This window comes from Pseudoalteromonas sp. P1-7a (assembly GCF_001401855.1).
Classification (GTDB): domain Bacteria; phylum Pseudomonadota; class Gammaproteobacteria; order Enterobacterales; family Alteromonadaceae; genus Pseudoalteromonas.
In genome coordinates, this window is record NZ_LKDU01000043.1 from 1 (window position 1) to 19,858 (window position 19,858).

The following is a 19,858-nucleotide window of genomic DNA, read 5'->3' on the forward strand; positions in this document are numbered from 1 at the left end:
CCTCTGTGGGCACCACGACATCACAAGGCTCCAAATACGAGAAAGCCTTTACAGCAATGTGATGGGTTTTTACGTCTGAAGGAAAGTAATATTCAGCATTTTCTTCTCTAAAGCGTAGCGTCTCCTAAGCGGAGCGCCTCTTTGTGAATAGTATTTTGGCTATCAAATTCATTGACCGGTGTTATTTCAGCATCTGTTATGTGGCTCTCCACTGCTGTGGGCACTACGACATCGCCTGGCGCCAAATACAAGAAAGCCCGGCTTGCAATAGTTGGGTTTTTTTACGTCTGAAGAAAAGTTATATCCAGTATTTCCTTCTCTAAAGCGTAGCCCCTTTGTGTAAGGGTTGGTATCAATTATTTTAAGGGTATGGAAGTGTCGCTATTTGCTTTTAAAGACTCTAATTTATAACAACTAAATAGTGAGTTTTTACTGACATTGATTCTTTTTTAAGCTTCAAAATAGATTACTCCATTAAGCGAATTGGTATTACAGTACACGCAAGTCTCTTAACTTAACTAATCTAGTAAGATGTATAAAAATAATAACTTATAGTTCAGACTATTTTGATCCACTCTCATTAAGTTTGACTATAGTTATACCTCATAATAATTATTCTGCAGAATTATAAAATGTCGTTACTTTTTAATATTCAGCGCTTTTTTATATAGGTTGCTGAATGTCTATGCGAAATAAAATATTTCAGATATTCGTTTTAATCGTGGGCCTACATCATTTACCAGCTAAATCGGATGAGTTTGATTTTTCGGGCTACGCGCGTGTTATTGGTGGTTACTTAGATGAAAGAGATGTCGAATATAGAGGTTACGACGACACTCTTAACTTTTCACCATCAAGCTTAATAGGTCTTCAAGCTGAGTATCAGTTTAATAAAAACTGGTCAGTGACAGCACAAGGGGTACTTAGATCCGATAGTACAACGGTATCTGGTGAGAGTGGACTTGAATGGCTGTATTTGACTTATACACCGACAACCAATTTGCAGATAAAAGTCGGTAAGCTGCGTACCCCATTTTTTACAATGAGCGACTTCTCTGATGTAGGGTTTGCCTACCCATGGATCAATCCGCCACAACAAGTTTACGACACGTATTTATTTAAAACATTTAATGGTATTGATGCTATTTACAAATTTGGCTCAGATGACTTTGATATCAGCATTGAAGGGTACTATGGCGAAGAGTCGGGAAGTATTGGTATAGGCCCTTTTAAAACAGGCTTTGAGGTAGATAATTTAGTGGGTGTTATAGGGAAGTTGAACATTGAAAATATAGAGTTTAGAGCTTCAAGGTATAACGGTAATATAGCGCTAGATCTTAAATCGATTAACCAATTACAAGATACTTTAGAGAATTTTAATTTTAGCCTAAGTGCAGCGTCACTGACGACACAGGGCAGTGCACATGCAGATCAGCTTGGTGTTATTTATGATAATTTAGATTATTTTTTTAGAGGTGAGTGGGTAAAGATTAAAACACAGCTGGATATAATTCCGATTATACAAAGCTATTACTTAACCGTAGGCTATAACGATGCACCTTTTACTTATCATTTGACCTTTGCAGATAGCGATGTAGAAATTAACGCTAATCAGAATGAGATCCCAGTAGGCGTTAGTGTAGAGTTAGATCAGCTGGCACAGGCCTATAACAGCGTATTTTCAGAATCGGCGCCCGACTCACTAAAAACATGGACACTCGGTATACGATGGGATGTATTACCTAATCTGGCGTTAAAAGCGGAGGTATCTGCTTTAGAGGGCGATGAGGTTAATAATTCTTTTTTTGTTATCCCTGAGGATACCAACTTTAATAGAAAAACGAATCTTTACCTTATCGGCTTAGATTGGGTATTTTGATGATGCACTCTAAGTTAACTTACGTGATTAAACACATAATTCTGGTGTTTATTTTTACTTGGTCATTATTGTGTATTAGCGTACAAGCCTACGCGGATAATAGCCATACATCTAAAGTGATCATTGTTGTTAATACGGCCAATAAAAGCTTGGCTTTGAGTAAGCAGCAAATTCGCCATATCTATATGGGCGGCGCGTTGAGTCGTCAATTTAAAGCAGTAAATTTACCTGCCGGAAACCCGTTACGAATCGACTTTAATACAAAGTTGGTTGGCTTAACCGAATCTAGGATTCAGGCTTATTGGGCTCAGATGAGATTTACAGGGCGTAGCAAGCCACCTATCGAATTTAGCTCGGCTAAAGAAATTATTGCGTACTTGTTGAAAGAAGAAAATGCAGTTGCTTATTTACCTGCTGATACAAAAATTCCTGACGAGCTAACCGTTGTAACGCTAACGCCCTAGTAGCGCTGACTTATTTTAAAGTTAGCGCTTTAAATGCCTCTTTTGCTTGGGCTTTAGCTGCTGGTATGTGGGATAGGGCTACAGGCTTTGCAAAATAATATCCTTGCATTTCATCACTGCCATTTTTAATTAGGTAGTTAGCCTGGCTGGCTGTTTCTATACCCTCACTGCATATTTTTAAACCTAGGCGTTTACTTAAATCGAGTATGGCCTTTAATACCGCCGCATCCTTTTCTGAACTATCAAATTGATTAACAAACATACGGTCAATTTTGATGGTATCGATATCTATTTTTGTAAGGTAGCTTAGCGATGAGTACCCCGTTCCAAAATCATCAAGGGCTATAGAGCCGCCCATTTTTTTTATTTGGTTAAAGAATTGATTGGAGTTTTCAAAATTATCGAGATAGCTTGATTCGGTAATTTCAAACTGGATATTTGCAATGTCGACGTTGTATTTAACCAACTTATTTTTTACTATATTAATGAAGTGGTTATCTTTAAGATCATGGCTCGATAGGTTTAAAGAAACGCGTACATGGTTACCTATAGATTGCTTTAAAGTGGGTAAATCTTGAAATACCCTAGAGATAACCCACTGTGTGATTGCTTTTATTTTACCTGCTTGCTCTGCAATGGGTATAAACTCACCTGGTGAAATAAAGCCAAGCTCTTCACTTTGCCACCTAATAAGTGCTTCAAGGCCATTAGCCTCACCATTGGCGGCTATTTTTAACTGATACACAACTTCAAATTCATTTTGCGCAATTGCATGACTAATTAAATTAGCAACTTGAGCCATTCGCTTACTGTTTTCTAGCATCTTTTTATGAAAAACGGTGAACGATCCTTTCCCTTTTTCTTTTGAGGCATACATTGCGATGTCTGCATTACTAATTAATGTATTAATGTCAAACTCAGCTTCTTTAGCGTGGGCAATGCCAATACTTACCCCAGTGGGTATATCCCACTGATTAATAGTAAAAGGTGTTTGCATTGAGTTGATAATTTGCTCCGCAATATTAATAACGTCGGTGTAATTATTTATATTACGCAGCATTATTAAAAACTCATCCCCTCCTAAGCGAGCAATAACATCATTTTCGCGTAAGTGCTCTTTGATATTACTGGCTACCGCCTTTAAAAGTAGGTCGCCCGTTTCATGGCCAAGTGTATCGTTAACACCTTTAAAGCTATCTACGTCGAAAAACATGATTGCTAAATCTTGATGGTTGCTTTTACAGCGTGTTAATTCTTCTTTTAGTAAGGCCATAATGAACATACGATTTGGCAAACCAGTTAATATATCGAAGTTAGCTAAGTGCTCCATTGATTGTTTTTGCTTTAAAAGTTGTGCTGTGTTTTTTTGATTAGTAACCACTTGGGCGTTAATAGTGTTAAGTAAGTTATTAATATCTTTACCAAGTTGCGATACTTCATCGTTGCCCGAACCTTGGTATTGAAGTTGGTAGCTTCTTGTTTTTTCTACTTTTTGCGTGAACTTAGAAAGTTTTAATAGCGGGCTTAATAAATGTTGGTATATCCAAAAAGAGATGATGATGGTGATCACGATACTAAAAATAACGATAGGGGCCGCACTATAAAATAAGCTCGCTTTGCTTTCATTAAGGGGCTTATTAAAATCTTGAACAATTAATAAGTAGCCTATAGGGAACTGTTCCTCACCAATTGTTTTTAAGGCAACTAAGCCTTGGTTAGTAACACTGACTGTACGGGGCAAGCTTTGCGGTTTGATCCCCTGTAGCTGTGGAGTAAAATCCTCGTACTTTAAGTAATTAGGGTGCACGTAAGACTGTATTAGCCGCCAATTGCTATCAAAGACATTTACAAATTTTATGTGCTCGTACCTATCTAACCCCAAAAGCTCAGTTGTGATAGAAAATAAATCTATCTCTTGCGACATAACACGTAACAAATTATCTGAAATATTTGATGACATGGCATCGAGGTTTTCTTCAACTGATTGGCGGTATAAATCCTCGTGCTCATTAATTGCTAAATAAAAAACAAAACTAGCGCTTAGTACGATTAGACAAGTTGTAATAATAATAAATTTGTTACGAATACTATGAAACATTTAGCCAAATCCCTTCTTACTGCCGTGCTCTATTACTAAAAGAGTTATTACTTATTGGTGCTATCTATTAATAGAAGGCTTACGCGTAGCGCTGATGTTACTTACTAAATGTGTAAGTAAAAGAATGTGTTTAAATTCATGGAGTAACTATAGCTGGTTATTTTATTTTAGGCAGACTTACTTTGTTGCAATTTCATTCTTGGCTTAATAAGTGACCTGTGTAAGACTAATGCGGTTATTTATTAAATCAGGTGACATGAATGTCGAATATAAAAGCTTGGAAACTTATGAGCCTGTTTTGTTTGTTTGCAGTGCTTATGGGTTGTCAATCTAAAGAAGAACAACTACAACAAACAATTCAAGAGTCTATTAAAAAGGCAGATGTTGAGCTTGCACAGCTTGGTACTGCGCTTGATAATGGCACTATACGTAATGCTGTATTGCTTAAAGAATATGGCAAACTCCTTAAACAGCAACAGCCAGAACTGAGTCAGGTTGTTGATGTAATTACCCTTGATGCTACAAGGCAGGGTGCACTTTACAGTGGTTTAACACAACGACTTAAAGATATTAAAGGCACTTATTTAATTCCTCCCTACGAAGACACGCTACACAGTATTGATTTACTACGTGAGGCGGCTAAGCCTACGCTGTTTTCTGACGCGTTAACTGACCCGATTAATATGTTGGCGGATATGTCTAAGGGCAGCCTTGCGCGCGTCGGTGCTATTAGTCAAGAGGCAGAGGGCGCAGGCGAAGGTAATCAATTGGTGGGCAACCCTAATTACGGTAACTGGCAAACGAATAGTAATGGTATTAGCTTTTGGCAGTGGTATGGCATGTACCGTATTTTAGGCGATGTATTTGACCGTGTTGAATACGGACGTTGGAGCAGCCGCCGTAAATATAGCTATTACAACGATTACGGCCGCTATCGTTACTCAAGCCCTAAACAAATTAAAACGCAAAGTGCGTTAGAAACGCGTACGCGTCAATCGTACCAACGCCAAGGCAAGCAGTTTACTAGCCCTTATGCGAGCAAAAAATCGGGTGCCTCGGGTTTAAGCCGCAGTAGTTATACACCGCCTAAAAGCCGCAGTAGTTACTCGCGTTCGAGTAGTTATAGCAACAGCTCTGGATCGGTACGTAATAGCGGTAGCAGAACCTCTCGTGGCGTGAGCCGTGGTAAGTAAAGAATAAGTTGGAGTTAGAAATATGTACGAATTTAATGGAATAACTATGTGGTCGCTACAAGCTTTGGCGATTGATTTTGCAATTATAGTGTTGTTATTTGTAAGCCTAAAATACATTAAGGGCTGGGTTTCAAACCTTCATGCAAATGATGAAATAACAGAGCGCGATAACTTTGCTTTTGGTATTAGCTTTGCGGCAGGCTTAGTTGCACTTGCCATTGTATTAACGGGTGTGAGCAGTGGTGCTTTTGCTGCCTCTTTACAACAAGAAGCCCTGCAAATGCTAGGCTATGGTGTATTAGCCATTGTACTGATTAAATTAGGCCACTTTTTTCAAGATAAGGTTGCGCTTCGCAAAGTCAGCCTGCACGACGAAATTGTAAAAGGTAACGTAACGGCCTCTATTATCGACTTTGGTCATGTAGTAAGCGTGGCGATTGTGATTCGCTCTGCACTTTTATGGGTAGCAACAGAGGGTTGGCACGGGCTGCCTATCGTTATTGCGGCTTTTATTATTGGCAGTGTTGCACTACTGCTTGTAAGCCAATACCGCGTACAATTATTTAAGCGTACCAATAAAAGCGGTGATTGTTTACAACAAGCCATTATTGATGGCAATTTAGCGGTAGGTATACGCTACGCTGGCTTTTTAGTAGGCAGTGCCTTAGCTATTACTGCGGCATCAGGTATTGCACCGTATGCGGCCGATAACATTAATGCCAGCCTGCTTTATTGGGCTATTAGCGCGATTGTAAGTTTAGTGACATTCATCATTTTACATTTAATCACCATAAAAATAATTTTATCAGGTTGTGATATTTCAGATGAAGTAAACCGTCAGAAAAATGTAGGTGTAGGTGCTATTTCTGCTGCAGTGTCGTTTGCTGTCGGTATTACTATGGCAACCTTACTAGGCGCATAATCAGTGTCATCAACTACAACTAGCCCAAGTAAATCGCGTTTACTTGGGCACGATATTTTACTCATCACTGTTATGGCCGTACTCGCTGGGTGCGGCCTTATTTATGAATACTTACTTTCGCATTACGCAGGGCGTGTACTGGGCTCTGTAGAAAGTGCTATCTATGCCATGATTGGCACCATGATAGTTGCCATGGGCTTAGGCGCATTTTTAGCCCGTTGGTTTAAAGATGCTTTTACCGCCTTTGCTTGGCTGGAAAGTATTATTGCCCTGATTGGTATGGGCTGTATTTTGGCAATAGCCGGTGTAATTGCTGTAAGTTATTCTCTTCCTCATTTGTTTTCTAGTATTTTTAATTTACCGCCAGATATTGTGCTTAACGGCTATGTATTTCAAAAGCTGCAAGAGTGGTCACGCTTTTTACCTTATGTGTTTGGTTTAGTACTGGGTTTGTTTATTGGTATGGAAATACCGCTTATTGCGCGTATTCGCCAACATGTGTACGGGCGCTTTTTAGAAAACAATGCAGGCACCATTTATGGTGCCGATTATATTGGCGCCGGTATTGGTGCGGCTATTTGGGTAAGCATTATGCTGGCGATGCCTATAATGCAAGCTGCAGCGTGGACAGCACTTTTTAATATATTGGCAGGGCTCGCCTTTTTATGGCGCTACCATGCTCATGTGCGCTTTGCTAAGGCACTTTTAGTTTGCCATATAGTATTACTGGCACTGTTTGGGTTTATTTTAGTGATGGGAAGTAGCTGGATGAACAGCTTAAGTAATGTGCTTTACAAAGATAAAGTTATTTACTCACAAGCAACTAAATACCAGCATGTCGTATTAACTGAGCGCTTAAGCAAAAACCAGCCAGTGCCTATTACCGATTTATATTTAAATGGGCGCTTACAGTTCTCAAGTATTGATGAGCAAATATATCATTCAATGCTGGTGTATCCGGCCATGCTCGCATCAAACCGGCACGATAACGTATTAATTATTGGTGGTGGTGACGGGCTTGCCCTTAGAGATGTTTTAAAGTGGCCAGTGAACGAGGTAACGTTAATTGATTTAGATGCACAGCTGCTCAATTTATTTGGCCATAAAGACGGAGATTTTACACCGCCTGAGTCTATAAGTAAGCGATTATTAGCGCTAAATAATCGTTCAATGTTAGACCCGCGTGCAAATATTATTGTGGGCGATGCGTTTTTAGAGGTTGAAAAGTTGCTTGATCAAGGTAAGCAATTTGACACTATTTTAATTGATTTACCGGACCCAAATCACCCCGATTTAAACAAAATGTACAGCGACTATTTTTATAACCATGTACGTCAACTTTTGGCCCCCGATGGCGCAATGGCGGTGCAGTCAACCTCGCCTTATCATGCCAAAAAAGCATTTTTAAGTATTGCTAAAACGGTAAAAGCGGCTGGTTTTGATTATGTTGAGCAGTACCAGCAAAATATTCCTTCATTTGGACAGTGGGGGTGGACTATTGCCACTAAAATGGGTCAACCAGCCAGTGGGCGAATTAAAAATATAAGCGCTATGCCGGTGCCATCAAGGTGGGTAAGCAAAGAATATTTATTAGCCAGCTTTGTATTTCCTAACCAGTATTTTGAACAAGTTAAAAGTATTGAAGTCAATAGGTTAGGTTCGGGTCAGCTATATGATTACTACCGTAATGCGTGGCAAATAGAAAGCGAATTGTATAAAAATTAATAAAACATGGTTGACATATTATGTCGACCATGCGAATCTTAACTCAGACATAATATGTCAAACAGCAAAAAGGCAGAGACATGGAATTAAATGAACTTTCAATAAAATTAGCTTCTTTTGAAACCGAAGGCGCTAACTTTGAGTCTTTCTTGATTGCCAATCCTGGCGAGCAAGATGTTTTACAAGTCATAGTTGATGGAAACGATGAGCTTCCAATTTTTGTTACGCAAACACAAGAGCAGTTGTTATGTATTAGCTACTTGTTTGGCGAAGATGAAGTAAAAAGTGAATTACGCAACGAGTTAAACGAAACACTACTGCGTTTAAACGTGCCAATTCCACTGAGTGCATTTGCTAAAATCGATAACAAATACGCGATTTTTGGTGCACTGTCGGTAAATTCATCATTAGATGATATTACCCACGAACTAGTGACACTAGCAGACAACGCTATTGACGCACTAGAAGCCGTGACCTTGTATTTAAACGATTAGTAACTAGTTAGTGGAGTTAAGATTATGAGTATATTAAAAAAATTATTTACAGCAGTACGTGGCGGCGCGCGTGAAGCGGGCGAAGCAATTGTAGATGCAAACGGTATCCGTATTTTTGAACAAGAAATAGCAGATGCGCAAAATGCACTTAATCGTGCTAAAAAAAGCCTTACAGAAGTAATGGCTAAAGAAATGCAAACTAAGCGTAAAATTAGCGCGGTAGATGCCTCAATTGCTGAGCACGAAGCGTATGCAGGCCAAGCTCTTGAAAAAGGTAACGAAGCCTTAGCATTAGAAATTGCAGAAAAAATTGGTGATTTTGAAGCTGAAAAAGCAGAGCATGAGCAAGTCTTAGCAGGCTTTAGCAACCACATTGTAACGCTTAAGCAGCAAGTTAAAGACGCTGAAAAGTCGATTAAAGAAAACCAACGTCAGCTTACTATGGTTAAAACCACAGAAAGCGTACAGCAAGCAACAATGGCTGTTAACAGCACGCTTAATACTAATAGCTCGTCTATGACCTCGGCTCGCCAGTCGCTTGAGCGTATTAAACAGCGTCAGCAAGATCGTAGCGACCAGTTAGGCGCTGCAAAGCAACTTGAGTCAGATACAAATGGCGACGATTTAAAAGCGAAAATGGCTGAAGCCGGTATTGGCGATACAAGCCCAAAAAGTGCTGATATTTTAGCGCGCATTAAAGCCAAGCAAAACGGCTAATAGTTAGTACATTATTTACAAAAGGTAATTAAGCTTAGCTTAGCTTAGTTACCTTTTTTGCTTAAGGGATGTCTCATTATGTTTAATTTTTTCAAATCAAAAAAAGAGCCAGAACGTCAGCTTAACCATGCGAGTGAGCTTAAAAAAGGTGACATGTTTAGCGTTATAGACTCATTTGCATATCCGTCGTGGTTAAAAGGGCAAACGCTGCGTGTTATTGATATTCAAACTTATCAATATCAGCACAGTAGTGATACTGAGTTTGTGCTAGAGACGAACAGCGGACAGGTGGTATTTTTACAAATTGAGCAAGATGATGGTGAGCAGTGGGCTAATTTTTCAATCAAAATTCAGCGTGACGACGTAGAGCAAATATTTGGTCTAGACGAATTTGCGCGCATTTTTGATGAAGAGTCGTTAACCCATATACAGGTGCAAAATACGCCTGAGCAGTTTATGCAGTTTTTAGCTAAAAGCTATCAGCAAAGTGAGTCGCCATATGTGTGTTATTTCCATAACAAAGATTTTCGTGGTCAGTCATTGCCGCGTTATGAGCAAGAGGGTGGCGAACCTTGTGAAATGATTTGTTTAGCATCGCCGGACGAAGGGCACGGCTTAAATATTGAAATATGGGATGGCGGTGAGACCGAAGTGTCACTGACGCTAACACGCCCAATTACTGATATAGTCGACTTGTTTCCAGGAGATGCGAAGTGAGTGACGCTAAAGACAAGTGGTTACGTCAAGAGCAAGCTGTGCGTGCCACACAAATGGCATTTGATTTAAGCAGCGAAGTACAAAAGTCGATAAAAAAGCAGGCCATAGACCAAGAGCTTACGCCCTCAGATATGATCCGTAAAATTTTAGGCTTAGATGTAAAATCTAAAAAAACACGTCAGCGCCTATCGTTTAATTTAAACGATGATGAAATAGCCCAGTTAGCAACACGATTTAATGTTCAAAGTGATGATAAGCGAGCTGTAAAACAGCAAGTTGCTGAGCTTTTAATTGCCCACACAAAAAAAGCTAAATAGTGCATCAGCGCTTTGGGTTACTAACCACTTAATATAAGTGTGGGGCTCAATAAAAGCAGTGCTTTGCGTTCTTTGTACTAAGCCCTTACACTAAGGGCAACAACTATAAAGAAGTACTGCTTTGAATACTATACTGATTACTTACCTTATTATATTTGCTTTGTTTGGCACTGCCGCCAGCTATTTTGTGCGCTTTATTTATGCGTACTGGGTAAAAAAAGAAATGCCAATGAAGTACATTGTTAAAGCAGGAATTTGTGTGGTGTTGGTGGTGGTTATATCAGCGCTAATTCCGTTATTAAATTAACGCTTAATTTAAGGTTTAAATAGTGTATAGCTATTTTATATCAAACGCTTGGCATTGCTGATTAATACACAAGGTTTGCACTTCAAGCACGGGCGAGCAATCGGTTAAACCTTGCGCTTTATTTTGTGCTTTTTGTTGCTGTGTAATTTTATGGGCCACTTCTTCGGCGTGCTCTTGAGAGGTGTTAAGTGTTGAATACACAACATACTTACTTGGCCCACCACACGCGCGTGCACCTACTTCGAGTACCTTACATTGAAAGCTTGCGGTGCAACTATTATCACTAACAATGTTATTAAGGTCGTAGTTCAAGTCAGACAAATTCTGATCTTGTTCAGTACTTGATGATGTGCTCGCACAGCCGCTAAGTAATAGCATAGCGCTGGTGGCAACACTCACAATTGATAATTTAATTGCTGATGGCAAACAACTCATAACCTTGTCCTTAAAATACACTTACCGCTGAGCCTTCAAGTTTAACACATTTATTTTCAACACACTGCGTGCTTGGAGAAGTTAAATGCTGGCATGTGCTCATCATTTCATTTTGTGTGTTGTAGGCTTTTTCAAGCGTTGTTATTTGCTTTGCAAGCGAACTGACTTGCCCCTCTTTAGCTGCTTTTGTTGAATAAATAACATAAGCACTTGGTCCGCCGCAGGCTTTGCTTCCTATTGGCATAACTTTACATTGTGCCGAGGTATCGCACTGTGTATTGGCAATTAACGTATTAAGCTCGCTTTTTGCGGCTTTAATATCGTTAAGTGATACTTCTTTTAAAGCGGTTTTTATTGGTTGAGATGCATCAGTAGAGGGTGTGTGCTTGTTTTCACTATTGGTTTGTTGAGGTACTTCTTTATGCGGTACTTCTTTAAGCTCGTTCACCGAGTGAGTGGCTGCATCTTGCGATGTTGTTTCTAGGCATGCGGTTAAGCACAGTGGTAAAAGTAGGGCTAACAGTGGAGTACGCATAATAAACCTTGATAGTGATGAATTATTCATCACTATCATACACGGTGCATTTTTAACGGCAATAAAAACTATATTATCAAGTAATTAAAGCCGTTTTAGATTTACCTTTATAAACCGCCTTGAGTAAGTTTAGTGGGGTTAAGCAGCTTTTCTAATTCACCGCGTGAAAGGTCGGTTTCTTGCTCTGCCACATCAATGATGGGGCGGGCTTCTTTATACGCTTGCTTAGCTATTTTGGCTGCTTTTTCGTAACCGATCACCGGATTCAGCGCAGTCACTAAAATTGGATTTTTAGCCAGTGCTTTATCAATATTGGTTTGGTTTACTTTAAAACTTGCAATGGCTTTATCTGCCAATGCTTGTGCGCTATTAGCAAGTAGCTCAATGCTTTGTAAAATATTATGCGCAATAACCGGTAGCATGACGTTTAGCTCAAAATTACCCGCTTGGCCTGCTACAGTGATGGTTGCATCGTTACCTATAACTTGAGCGCTTACCATAGCTGCCGCTTCTGGGATCACTGGGTTAACTTTGCCAGGCATAATCGACGAGCCAGGTTGCAGTGCTTCAAGCTCTATTTCGCCAAGTCCAGCAAGTGGGCCCGAGTTCATCCAGCGTAAGTCATTAGCTATTTTCATTTGTGCTACGGCCAATACTTTTAGCTGACCTGAAAGCGCTACAATGGCATCTTGTGAGCCAATGTTGTAAAAAAAGTTACTGCTTGGTTTAAAGCTTATACCCACATTTGCGCTTAAGTTTTTAGCAAATTTTGAAGCAAATTCACCATCTGCATTAATGCCGGTACCAACAGCAGTCCCGCCTTGAGCAAGCTCGCACACTCGCTCTAAGCTATGGCGAATACCAGAGGCAGCATTATTTACTTGTGACTGCCACGCGCTTAGCGTTTGCTCAAACGTAACGGGCATGGCATCCATTAAATGCGTACGCCCTGTTTTAACTATTTTGCCAACGTCTGCCTTTTTTTGCTCTAAGCTCTGCGATAGTTTTTCAAGAGATGGCAGTAATTCATAAACCACGTTAATAGCACTACTAAGGGCTATGGCTGTCGGTACTACATCGTTAGAGCTTTGGCCCATATTTACATCATCATTAGGGTGAACTGGCTCATTACCTATACGGGTTGCAAGGGTTGCGATAACTTCATTCGCATTCATGTTTGAGCTGGTGCCTGAACCAGTTTGAAAAATATCAACGGGGAAATGCTCATAATGCTCGCCATCAATAATTTGTTGGCATGCTTGCTCAATAGCGTTGGCTTTACTTTTACTTAAGTGATTTAGCTCAAAGTTACTTTGTGCAGCGGCTTGTTTAATGTATGCAAGCGCTGTTACAAATTGTTTTGGCATGGCTAAGCCACTAATAGCAAAGTTGTTAACTGCACGCTGGGTTTGTGCTTGATATAGCGCACCACTAGGGACCTGTAATTCACCCATGCTGTCGGATTCGGTTCTAAAATTGCTCATAAGTCGCTCCTTAAAAAGGGTTAAATTCGTGACTGAGTACGCGAGCTTCGCGCTCAAGTTTTAAAAATTTTTCAGTATCGTTATGTGCATAGTAAAAGCGTTTTAATGCCAATAAGGGTTTATATAACTGCTCAAGGCATTGCTTGCGAATGGCATTGTGTATTAGAGGGTCGCACATTTTATTGATAATTTCATGGTGAGTGCGTAATAAATATAACTCTTGTAGTAAGGGGTTACGCTGTTTTTCAAAGCTTTTAGCAACGTTTAAAGCGGTTTCTATGTAGTGAGCTACCACCATAGGCGCATGTAAGCCTGGGCGTAAGCAGTTACAAGCAAGTTCATGATGATAAGGCTGTAATGCCTGAAAGGGAGACATAAAAAAACCGATTCAAGTTAACGATAATAGTTATCATTACATTTAATCGGTTTCAGTGTAAACAGTTATTATTAAATTTATTTGCAGCGTTTAATTGAATATCAATTATAGCCAAGAATGAATATTTGGTCTGTTTCATGTTTTTTTAGCGCCTGTTGATTTTGGTTACAGTGAGAAAGTAAGTCGATTACAGTGGCTCTACTATCACAGGTACTAATTGGTTTTTCGGTGGTTTTTTCTGTCACTGAGACAACAGCGTCTACAGCGGTGTAAGGGGGAGTATGCATAATTTTATCCTCGTATTTAATATTGGTAATACACCCTACTTAGGGTTGATTAAGTTAAAGCATAATACATACCATCGGCTTATTTTTATTTTAGTGCGATGAATTAACTCACTTTTATAAATTATCTATAAAACTTTAATTGTTCAGTGTCATTTTTTTGCGTTAATGTTGTGCAATAAATTTCACTATTGGTGCAAATCATGAATAAACCTTTCTCACAAGCGTGCGAAAACAATAAGGGTCCTATTTTAGAGGTGCTTAAACCCGTTTTTGATAAGACAAAGTCGGTACTTGAAGTCGGCTCGGGTACGGGGCAGCATAGTGTGTTTTTTGCTGAGCAATTACCGCATCTACAGTGGTATACAAGTGATCGACGTATAAACCATGAGGGCATAAATTTATGGCTTAAGGAGGCAAATTTAACTAATTTACACGGCCCTCTTGAGCTTGACTTAAATTATGCATGGCCGGTAAATAACGTGGATGCCATTTACACGGCAAATACGTTGCATATAGTAAGTTGGCCGTTGGTTGAGCAGTTTTTTAAAGGGGCTGCAACGCACTTAGCAAGTCAGGGTGTAGTGTGTATTTATGGCCCTTTTAAATACCAAGGACAGTTTACAAGTGCAAGTAATGAAGAATTCGATCGCTTTTTAACGCAACGTGACCCACTTAGCGGTATTCGTGATTTTGAGGCTATAGAGCAATTAGCAACACAAGCAGGTCTTACACTCATAAGTGATACAGCTATGCCAGCTAATAATCAGTTATTGGTTTTTAAACGGCAGTAAATCAGCGCACTGCGTTTTATACATTGTCATATGTTGGCGCTCTCGCTTTAGGTAGTCGTTTATTGCTGCTCTAAAATCGGGTTCAACAATATAGTGGCTGGAGTAGGTAAAAACAGGCTCAAACCCACGAGGTATTTTATGCTCACCTTGAGCGCCCGAGTGAAAGCAATGTAAATTATGCTTAATCGCAAATTCAATCCCTTGGTAGTAACACAGCTCAAAATGAAGGGAATCTATTTCTTCGTTGGCGCCCCAATAGCGGCCATACAAGGTGTTTTCGCCCTGTAAGCTTAGCGTTGCTGCCACTATTTTGTTGTCTTTTTTGGCAAGCATAACAATTAGCTGATCGCCCATTAGTGCCTGTAATAAAGTAAAAAACTCAATATTTAAATACCCTAAATGCCCAGAACGCTTTAAATAAGTACGTTGATAAAACTCACAAAATAGCTGCATTGTTTCAGGGCTTATGTGCGAGCCTTGTAGCCATTCAATGGTAATACTTTGCTGTGCTATTTTAGCACGCTCTTTTTTTAGTGTTTTTCGTTTGCGTGCGGTGAGTGTATTCAAAAAATCGTCAAAGGTTTTAAAGCCTTTATTAAACCATTGAAACTGCACGCCCACACGCTGCATTATATCGTCAGTACACAGGGCTTGAGCTTGCATCTTTGGGCAAAAGTTAACATGCCAGCCAGACCAACCTTGCTCTATACTCGTTAAATTTAATTGCTTTTTTATGTACTCGTATACGCTTTGTGTATTCGCATGAGCAATGGCAATACGTTGGCCTTCAATGGGGCTAAAAGGCACACCGCTTAGCCATTTAGGGTAATAGGCTAATCCGTGTTGCTCAAAGGCCTCTGCCCACGCCCAATCAAATACATACTCGCCGTATGAGTGGCTTTTTAAATACCCAGGCGCGAGTGCGACTAACTTGTCAGCTTCATAAACCGCTAAGTGATGAGGCTGCCAACCGGTTTCTTGGTTTACACAGTGGCTCTGCTCTAATGCATATAAAAATGCATGGCGGGTAAAGGGCTCATTACCAAATAAACGAGTCCACTCGTGTGCGTCTATTTGGTTAATATTATTAAACCATTGGTGGGTAAAAGTTGCCATTACTGCTTACCTTGGGCTGCTTTATTATGAGTGCATGCATTTTAAGCCAAAATTAAAACACCAGTGTGTTTATTTACGTATTGTTGTACTAATACTCATCAATTTCAGCGTATTGCGCTAAACATGCGGTTAGCCTAGTTAGGTCTAGTGGTTTTGCAAGATGCTGATTAAAGCCAACAGCTTGAGCATGGGCTTTGTCTTCAGGCATAACATCGGCGGTCAGCGCGATAATAGGCAGTTCTTGCTCGTTTTTAAATTGCCTAATGAGTGCGGTGGCTCTGTAACCATCCATTACAGGCATTTGGCAGTCCATTAAAATTAAGTCAAAGTGTTGCTCTTTTACTATATCTACTGCCGCTTCGCCATTTTCTACCATGTGCGCAACAATGCCTAGTGAACCTAGCATAGCTTTAATAACCATTTGGTTTACAGGGTTATCTTCTGCGACAAGTATTTTTAAGGCTGCCAATTTAATGCCCGAGTATACGAGCTCGGCTGGTTCTTGAGCGGGACTTGTTTTAAGTATAACGTCAAATTTAAACGTAGAACCTACATTTGGCTCACTTTGCAGTGTTATATTACCGCCCATTAATTTAGTGAGTTCTTTTACAACAGTTAAGCCTAGACCTGTGCCGCCATAGCGTCTTGATGTTGAGTCGTCTGCTTGAGTAAAGGCACTAAAGAGCTTGGATTGCTGAGTTGGTTTTATACCAATACCGGTATCTGTCACGGTGACTGTTATTTTGACTTTGTCAGTACTGATAAACTCTCCATCAAAAGCCACCGCTACTTTACCTTGCTCTGTAAATTTTATAGCGTTGCTACAAAGATTCAGCACTACTTGCTCAAATCGTAAAGGGTCGCCTATATACCAAGTATCTACCGGAAGTTGGTTTGTAACCTGCCAGCCAATCCCTTTGTTGGCTGCACTGGCTTCAAACATTGTGTTAATACGCTTTATAATTGTATCTAAGTCGAACGCTGTGCTTTCGAGCTTGAGCTTATGTGATTCAATTTTTGAAATATCGAGTATGTCATTAATCAAGTTCAGCAAGCTTTTAGATGAAGAGTTTATTTTATCTAGGTAACCAATAAGTGTTTGTGCGTTATCTTCTTTACGCGCTAATGATGAAAAACCAATAACTGCATTTAATGGTGTGCGTATCTCGTGACTCATATTGGCTAAAAATCGACTTTTGGCCTGATTAGCTAAGTCTGATTGCTTTTTGGCTTGCGCAAGCGAGTGAGTGCGCTCTGCAACCTTTCGGGTAAGGGCTATTTGTTGCTGATTAAAAAGTAGTAAAACAGTTAAAATTAAAGCACATACAACTAACTGTAAGGCCATTAAAAATAGTGTTAGTTGGTTACTATGTGGGGCAAGGTATTTTTCTTTTAAAGCCAATTGTACATTCCACGTTTGCCCTCCAAAGTTAAGTTTTAGCCTCATAATACGGCTGCCCTGTGCAATACTTAAACTTTTGCCGTAGTTACTGTAAAAGGCGGGCTTATTTTCATCTTCATAGAGTGCAATAGAAAACATTTCTGATTGTTGTTCGCTAATCGCTTGCTCAATAATATTACGTACTAAAAACACACCTGTTGCATAGCCTTTTATAATAGTTTTTTGCTGTTGATGCTCGTAAACGGGTGCAAATAGTAGGTAGGCTGGTTCTGGCTCAGATGTTTGCACTAGCTGAATAATTTTTGTGCTAACTGGCTGGTATTTAATTGCTGGGTTGATTAACGACGCTTTTCTATCTGGGTTTGAATATACATTAAAACCAACCGCTTTTTGGTTGCCATTAAAAGGGGCAATGTACTTAACAATAACCATAGGATCGTCTGGCTCAAGAGGTTCCCCCACAATTTCAAAGTCTAGATGGTATATATTGGCAACTTCTTGGGTAAATGAAGCTTGCTCACTTTGCGCTATTTTTTGATTCCACGAAAGCGCTTTAATAAATGAATGCTGTGCTAATAACTCACTAGCATAGGCATAAAAGTCTTGTTGATTCAAATTTGGGGTAGATTGCACTTGGCTGGCTAAGCTTTGCACCGCGATTAAGCTTTGGTTGATATAGCGATATAAACTACTTTCTATCACCTGCGCTTCACGTTCAGCGACTTTAACGGTGTTTTGCCTGTTTTCTTGGTTATAAAGTTGAGTGGTTATAGCAACAGATATAAATAAAATACTACACACCGCTAAAGTAGGCAGCGGTGTTATTGGCCTATTTTCCCCTTTAATCTGAGTTAAGACCAATAGTAGCGGGGTAGCAATAATGACCCCTAATGAGTCTCCTAACCACCAAAATAAAACATTTTGCCAATGATCTTTAATATCGTACGCGGGATTAAATTGGCTTAGTGCAAATACCCCAAAATTTGCAGAGATTAAGCTTACCCCAATCCCTACAACAAAAATAAAATAAATGATACTTGCGCGTTTTTTAAAAAATAGCGGGTGACCCAGCCAATACTTTAGTAAGCCAGCCCCCACCATTGCTTGCAATACAATACCAATCGCAATATAGGTGGCTTGGCTGAAAGTGTTGCCAACCAACACCATATCGTGTGCTGAACTATCAAAAATATTAAAATTAAATGCAAAGGCTGCTACAAAAAGCGCTGGAGCAAAGCGCCACCACCAAATATAGCATCCGACTAAAGCAATGCCTGCAGGCAACCATACGGGAATAATTTGAGTATTAAAGGCGAGTTTTGTAAGTGAGATCCCAATTAAAAAGTACGCTAATGAAAAAACTATGTAAAAGACAACAGAATGATATTTTGAATTAAAATTTTTCACATAGCTTCCTGACTTTTCAAAAGGGCTTAATTTTAAATATCAGTATAGCGAACAGTATGTTATTTGCGGTATTTTTTATACATGTTTTACAAAGTGCAGGCTGTGTAACCTGCAAGCAGTTTATGTAGCCGTTAAGGTTGGTTGCTAAGTTGTTGTTTTTGATGCTGTAAAATAGAAACTTGTTGCTCTACGGCGCTAATGAGTGCGTTATAGCGGTTTTGAATGGTCGCAGTTTTGGTGGCAATTGCATCGGCTATTGATTCGGCGCCCATTCTATTAGCTTGGTCTTGAGTAATATAGCTGGCTTGTTGGGTCGCGTTGGCTAAGTCTTCTTTATAATTTTTAATAGTAAGCTGGTGGCGTTTAATTTCACGCTCGATTCTTTGGATCTCTATGTAGTTATCTACAGAGGCGCCAGGCATAGTCGGTGAGTTTGCATTATTGCCGTATTTATCGGCAATCATAGGTTGCTTTAGTTTAATTACTTCTGCATTGTCAGCGCATGGTGTTTGGCTAAATGTAGCGACCCCTTTGATTGTGCATTTGTATACCGTAATGTCTTGGGCTGCGTGTGTACTTAAAGCGACAAAACCTATTAAAGGTGTTATTAGACGAAACATAATTAAACTTACGCGACTGTTGATGTGATTAATAATGCCGTAACTACAAAGTGTATTCAATGTGTTTTATTTTTCATCGCAACAACGTGGCTTTAATAATTCCAGTAACCCTGATTAAGGTTTATTTTGAGGATAGGTAAACGTGTTGATAGCTAGGAAAAAGTTTACTATTTAGTTGTTCTTGGCAATTGCTCCTGCATTGGCCTAACTTCTGCTTCCATGCAGTCGTAAATGAGAGCTTTTAACTCTGATAGCGGCATTTATCCCTCTAAAAGTAATTAAGTAATTACGGATTGATAAAAGTTATGGTGGAGAAGGAGGGGTTAGCTTAATTACATCTATGTAATTAATTGCGTCGCAACGCTTACGGCGGCTTAAACTATTCCATACATTTTATCGAACCCTAGGATAGTTCTCACCCTCCTTGGTACATTGGCTGTTAAATTTTAGGCACAAAAAAACCGCAACTAAGCGGTTTTTAATAAGAAATGGTGGAGAAGGAGGGATTCGAACCCTCGATAGAGCTACAAACTCTATACTCCCTTAGCAGGGGAGCTCCTTCGGCCACTCGG

At 39.7% G+C, this 19,858-nt stretch carries 20 protein-coding genes; 11 read left to right on the forward strand and 9 right to left on the reverse strand.

Features of this window, described 5'->3' with window-relative positions:
- The first annotated feature begins 679 nt into the window (after window positions 1-679).
- Both AN389_RS18165 and AN389_RS18170 read left to right on the forward strand, forming a co-directional pair.
- Window positions 680-1,879, forward strand: coding sequence for a hypothetical protein (locus AN389_RS18165; RefSeq protein ID WP_235576000.1), 1,200 nt, complete (start codon window positions 680-682; stop codon window positions 1,877-1,879).
- Window positions 1,879-2,343, forward strand: a complete 465-nt coding sequence (locus AN389_RS18170) for a hypothetical protein (RefSeq protein ID WP_055016842.1) — start codon at window positions 1,879-1,881, stop codon at window positions 2,341-2,343. The genes AN389_RS18165 and AN389_RS18170 overlap by 1 nt, the downstream gene beginning before the upstream one ends.
- A 10-nt stretch (window positions 2,344-2,353) precedes the next feature.
- Here AN389_RS18170 and AN389_RS18175 read toward each other — a convergent pair whose 3' ends face one another.
- Window positions 2,354-4,441 (reverse strand): bifunctional diguanylate cyclase/phosphodiesterase, encoded by a 2,088-nt coding sequence (locus AN389_RS18175; RefSeq protein ID WP_055016841.1) that lies wholly within the window; start codon window positions 4,439-4,441, stop codon window positions 2,354-2,356.
- Between the two features lie 260 nt (window positions 4,442-4,701).
- Between AN389_RS18175 and AN389_RS18180 the strand changes: the two genes are divergently transcribed.
- From AN389_RS18180 to AN389_RS18215, 8 genes are all read left to right on the forward strand, one after another.
- Window positions 4,702-5,634 (forward strand): hypothetical protein, encoded by a 933-nt coding sequence (locus AN389_RS18180; RefSeq protein WP_055016840.1) that lies wholly within the window; start codon window positions 4,702-4,704, stop codon window positions 5,632-5,634.
- Between the two features lie 22 nt (window positions 5,635-5,656).
- Window positions 5,657-6,556 (forward strand): DUF350 domain-containing protein, encoded by a 900-nt coding sequence (locus AN389_RS18185; protein WP_055016839.1) that lies wholly within the window; start codon window positions 5,657-5,659, stop codon window positions 6,554-6,556.
- A gap of 3 nt (window positions 6,557-6,559) precedes the next feature.
- Window positions 6,560-8,281 carry a polyamine aminopropyltransferase gene (locus AN389_RS18190; RefSeq protein WP_055016838.1) on the forward strand — a complete coding sequence of 574 codons (1,722 nt, stop codon included), beginning with the start codon at window positions 6,560-6,562 and terminating at the stop codon, window positions 8,279-8,281.
- An 80-nt stretch (window positions 8,282-8,361) separates the two neighbouring features.
- The gene (locus tag AN389_RS18195) at window positions 8,362-8,775 is read left to right on the forward strand and encodes a YjfI family protein (protein ID WP_004589139.1); all 414 of its coding nucleotides are present in this window, start codon (window positions 8,362-8,364) and stop codon (window positions 8,773-8,775) included.
- A gap of 24 nt (window positions 8,776-8,799) precedes the next feature.
- A complete protein-coding gene (locus tag AN389_RS18200) occupies window positions 8,800-9,492 on the forward strand; it encodes a PspA/IM30 family protein (protein ID WP_055016837.1) in 693 nt (230 codons plus the stop codon).
- 78 nt (window positions 9,493-9,570) lie between these two features.
- Complete coding sequence (locus tag AN389_RS18205) at window positions 9,571-10,209, forward strand: DUF4178 domain-containing protein (protein ID WP_024032119.1); 639 nt, start codon at window positions 9,571-9,573, stop codon at window positions 10,207-10,209.
- The gene (locus AN389_RS18210) at window positions 10,206-10,526 is read left to right on the forward strand and encodes a hypothetical protein (RefSeq protein WP_055016836.1); all 321 of its coding nucleotides are present in this window, start codon (window positions 10,206-10,208) and stop codon (window positions 10,524-10,526) included. Before AN389_RS18205 ends, AN389_RS18210 begins: the two co-directional genes overlap by 4 nt.
- A 121-nt stretch (window positions 10,527-10,647) precedes the next feature.
- Complete coding sequence (locus AN389_RS18215; RefSeq protein ID WP_055016835.1) at window positions 10,648-10,833, forward strand: hypothetical protein; 186 nt, start codon at window positions 10,648-10,650, stop codon at window positions 10,831-10,833.
- A 30-nt stretch (window positions 10,834-10,863) separates the two neighbouring features.
- On the opposite strand, the gene AN389_RS18220 is transcribed toward AN389_RS18215, so the two are convergent.
- From AN389_RS18220 to AN389_RS18240, 5 genes are all read right to left on the reverse strand, one after another.
- A complete protein-coding gene (locus AN389_RS18220; protein WP_055016834.1) occupies window positions 10,864-11,268 on the reverse strand; it encodes a hypothetical protein in 405 nt (134 codons plus the stop codon).
- A gap of 10 nt (window positions 11,269-11,278) precedes the next feature.
- Window positions 11,279-11,842, reverse strand: a complete 564-nt coding sequence (locus AN389_RS18225; protein WP_082430581.1) for a hypothetical protein — start codon at window positions 11,840-11,842, stop codon at window positions 11,279-11,281.
- 68 nt (window positions 11,843-11,910) lie between these two features.
- Window positions 11,911-13,287, reverse strand: coding sequence for a lyase family protein (locus tag AN389_RS18230; RefSeq protein ID WP_055020393.1), 1,377 nt, complete (start codon window positions 13,285-13,287; stop codon window positions 11,911-11,913).
- Window positions 13,288-13,297: 10 nt separating this feature from the next.
- A complete protein-coding gene (locus AN389_RS18235; protein WP_004589147.1) occupies window positions 13,298-13,663 on the reverse strand; it encodes a hypothetical protein in 366 nt (121 codons plus the stop codon).
- Window positions 13,664-13,764: 101 nt separating this feature from the next.
- On the reverse strand, window positions 13,765-13,950 hold the full coding sequence (locus AN389_RS18240) for a hypothetical protein (RefSeq protein WP_055016831.1): 186 nt from the start codon (window positions 13,948-13,950) through the stop codon (window positions 13,765-13,767).
- A gap of 200 nt (window positions 13,951-14,150) precedes the next feature.
- Here AN389_RS18240 and AN389_RS18245 point away from each other — a divergent pair, with 200 nt between their 5' ends.
- Window positions 14,151-14,741: a DUF938 domain-containing protein gene (locus AN389_RS18245; RefSeq protein ID WP_055016830.1), complete on the forward strand. Its 591-nt coding sequence runs from the start codon at window positions 14,151-14,153 to the stop codon at window positions 14,739-14,741.
- Here AN389_RS18245 and AN389_RS18250 read toward each other — a convergent pair.
- The 3 genes from AN389_RS18250 to AN389_RS18260 form a co-directional block, all read right to left on the reverse strand.
- Complete coding sequence (locus tag AN389_RS18250; protein WP_055016829.1) at window positions 14,718-15,857, reverse strand: GNAT family N-acetyltransferase; 1,140 nt, start codon at window positions 15,855-15,857, stop codon at window positions 14,718-14,720. The two genes, AN389_RS18245 and AN389_RS18250, sit on opposite strands and share 24 nt — an antisense overlap.
- A gap of 88 nt (window positions 15,858-15,945) precedes the next feature.
- Entirely contained in the window at window positions 15,946-18,666 is a 2,721-nt protein-coding gene (locus AN389_RS18255; protein ID WP_055020394.1) for an ATP-binding protein, read from the reverse strand.
- A 131-nt stretch (window positions 18,667-18,797) separates the two neighbouring features.
- A complete protein-coding gene (locus AN389_RS18260; RefSeq protein WP_055018859.1) occupies window positions 18,798-19,286 on the reverse strand; it encodes an RNA-binding protein in 489 nt (162 codons plus the stop codon).
- Between the last annotated feature and the right edge of the window lie 572 nt (window positions 19,287-19,858).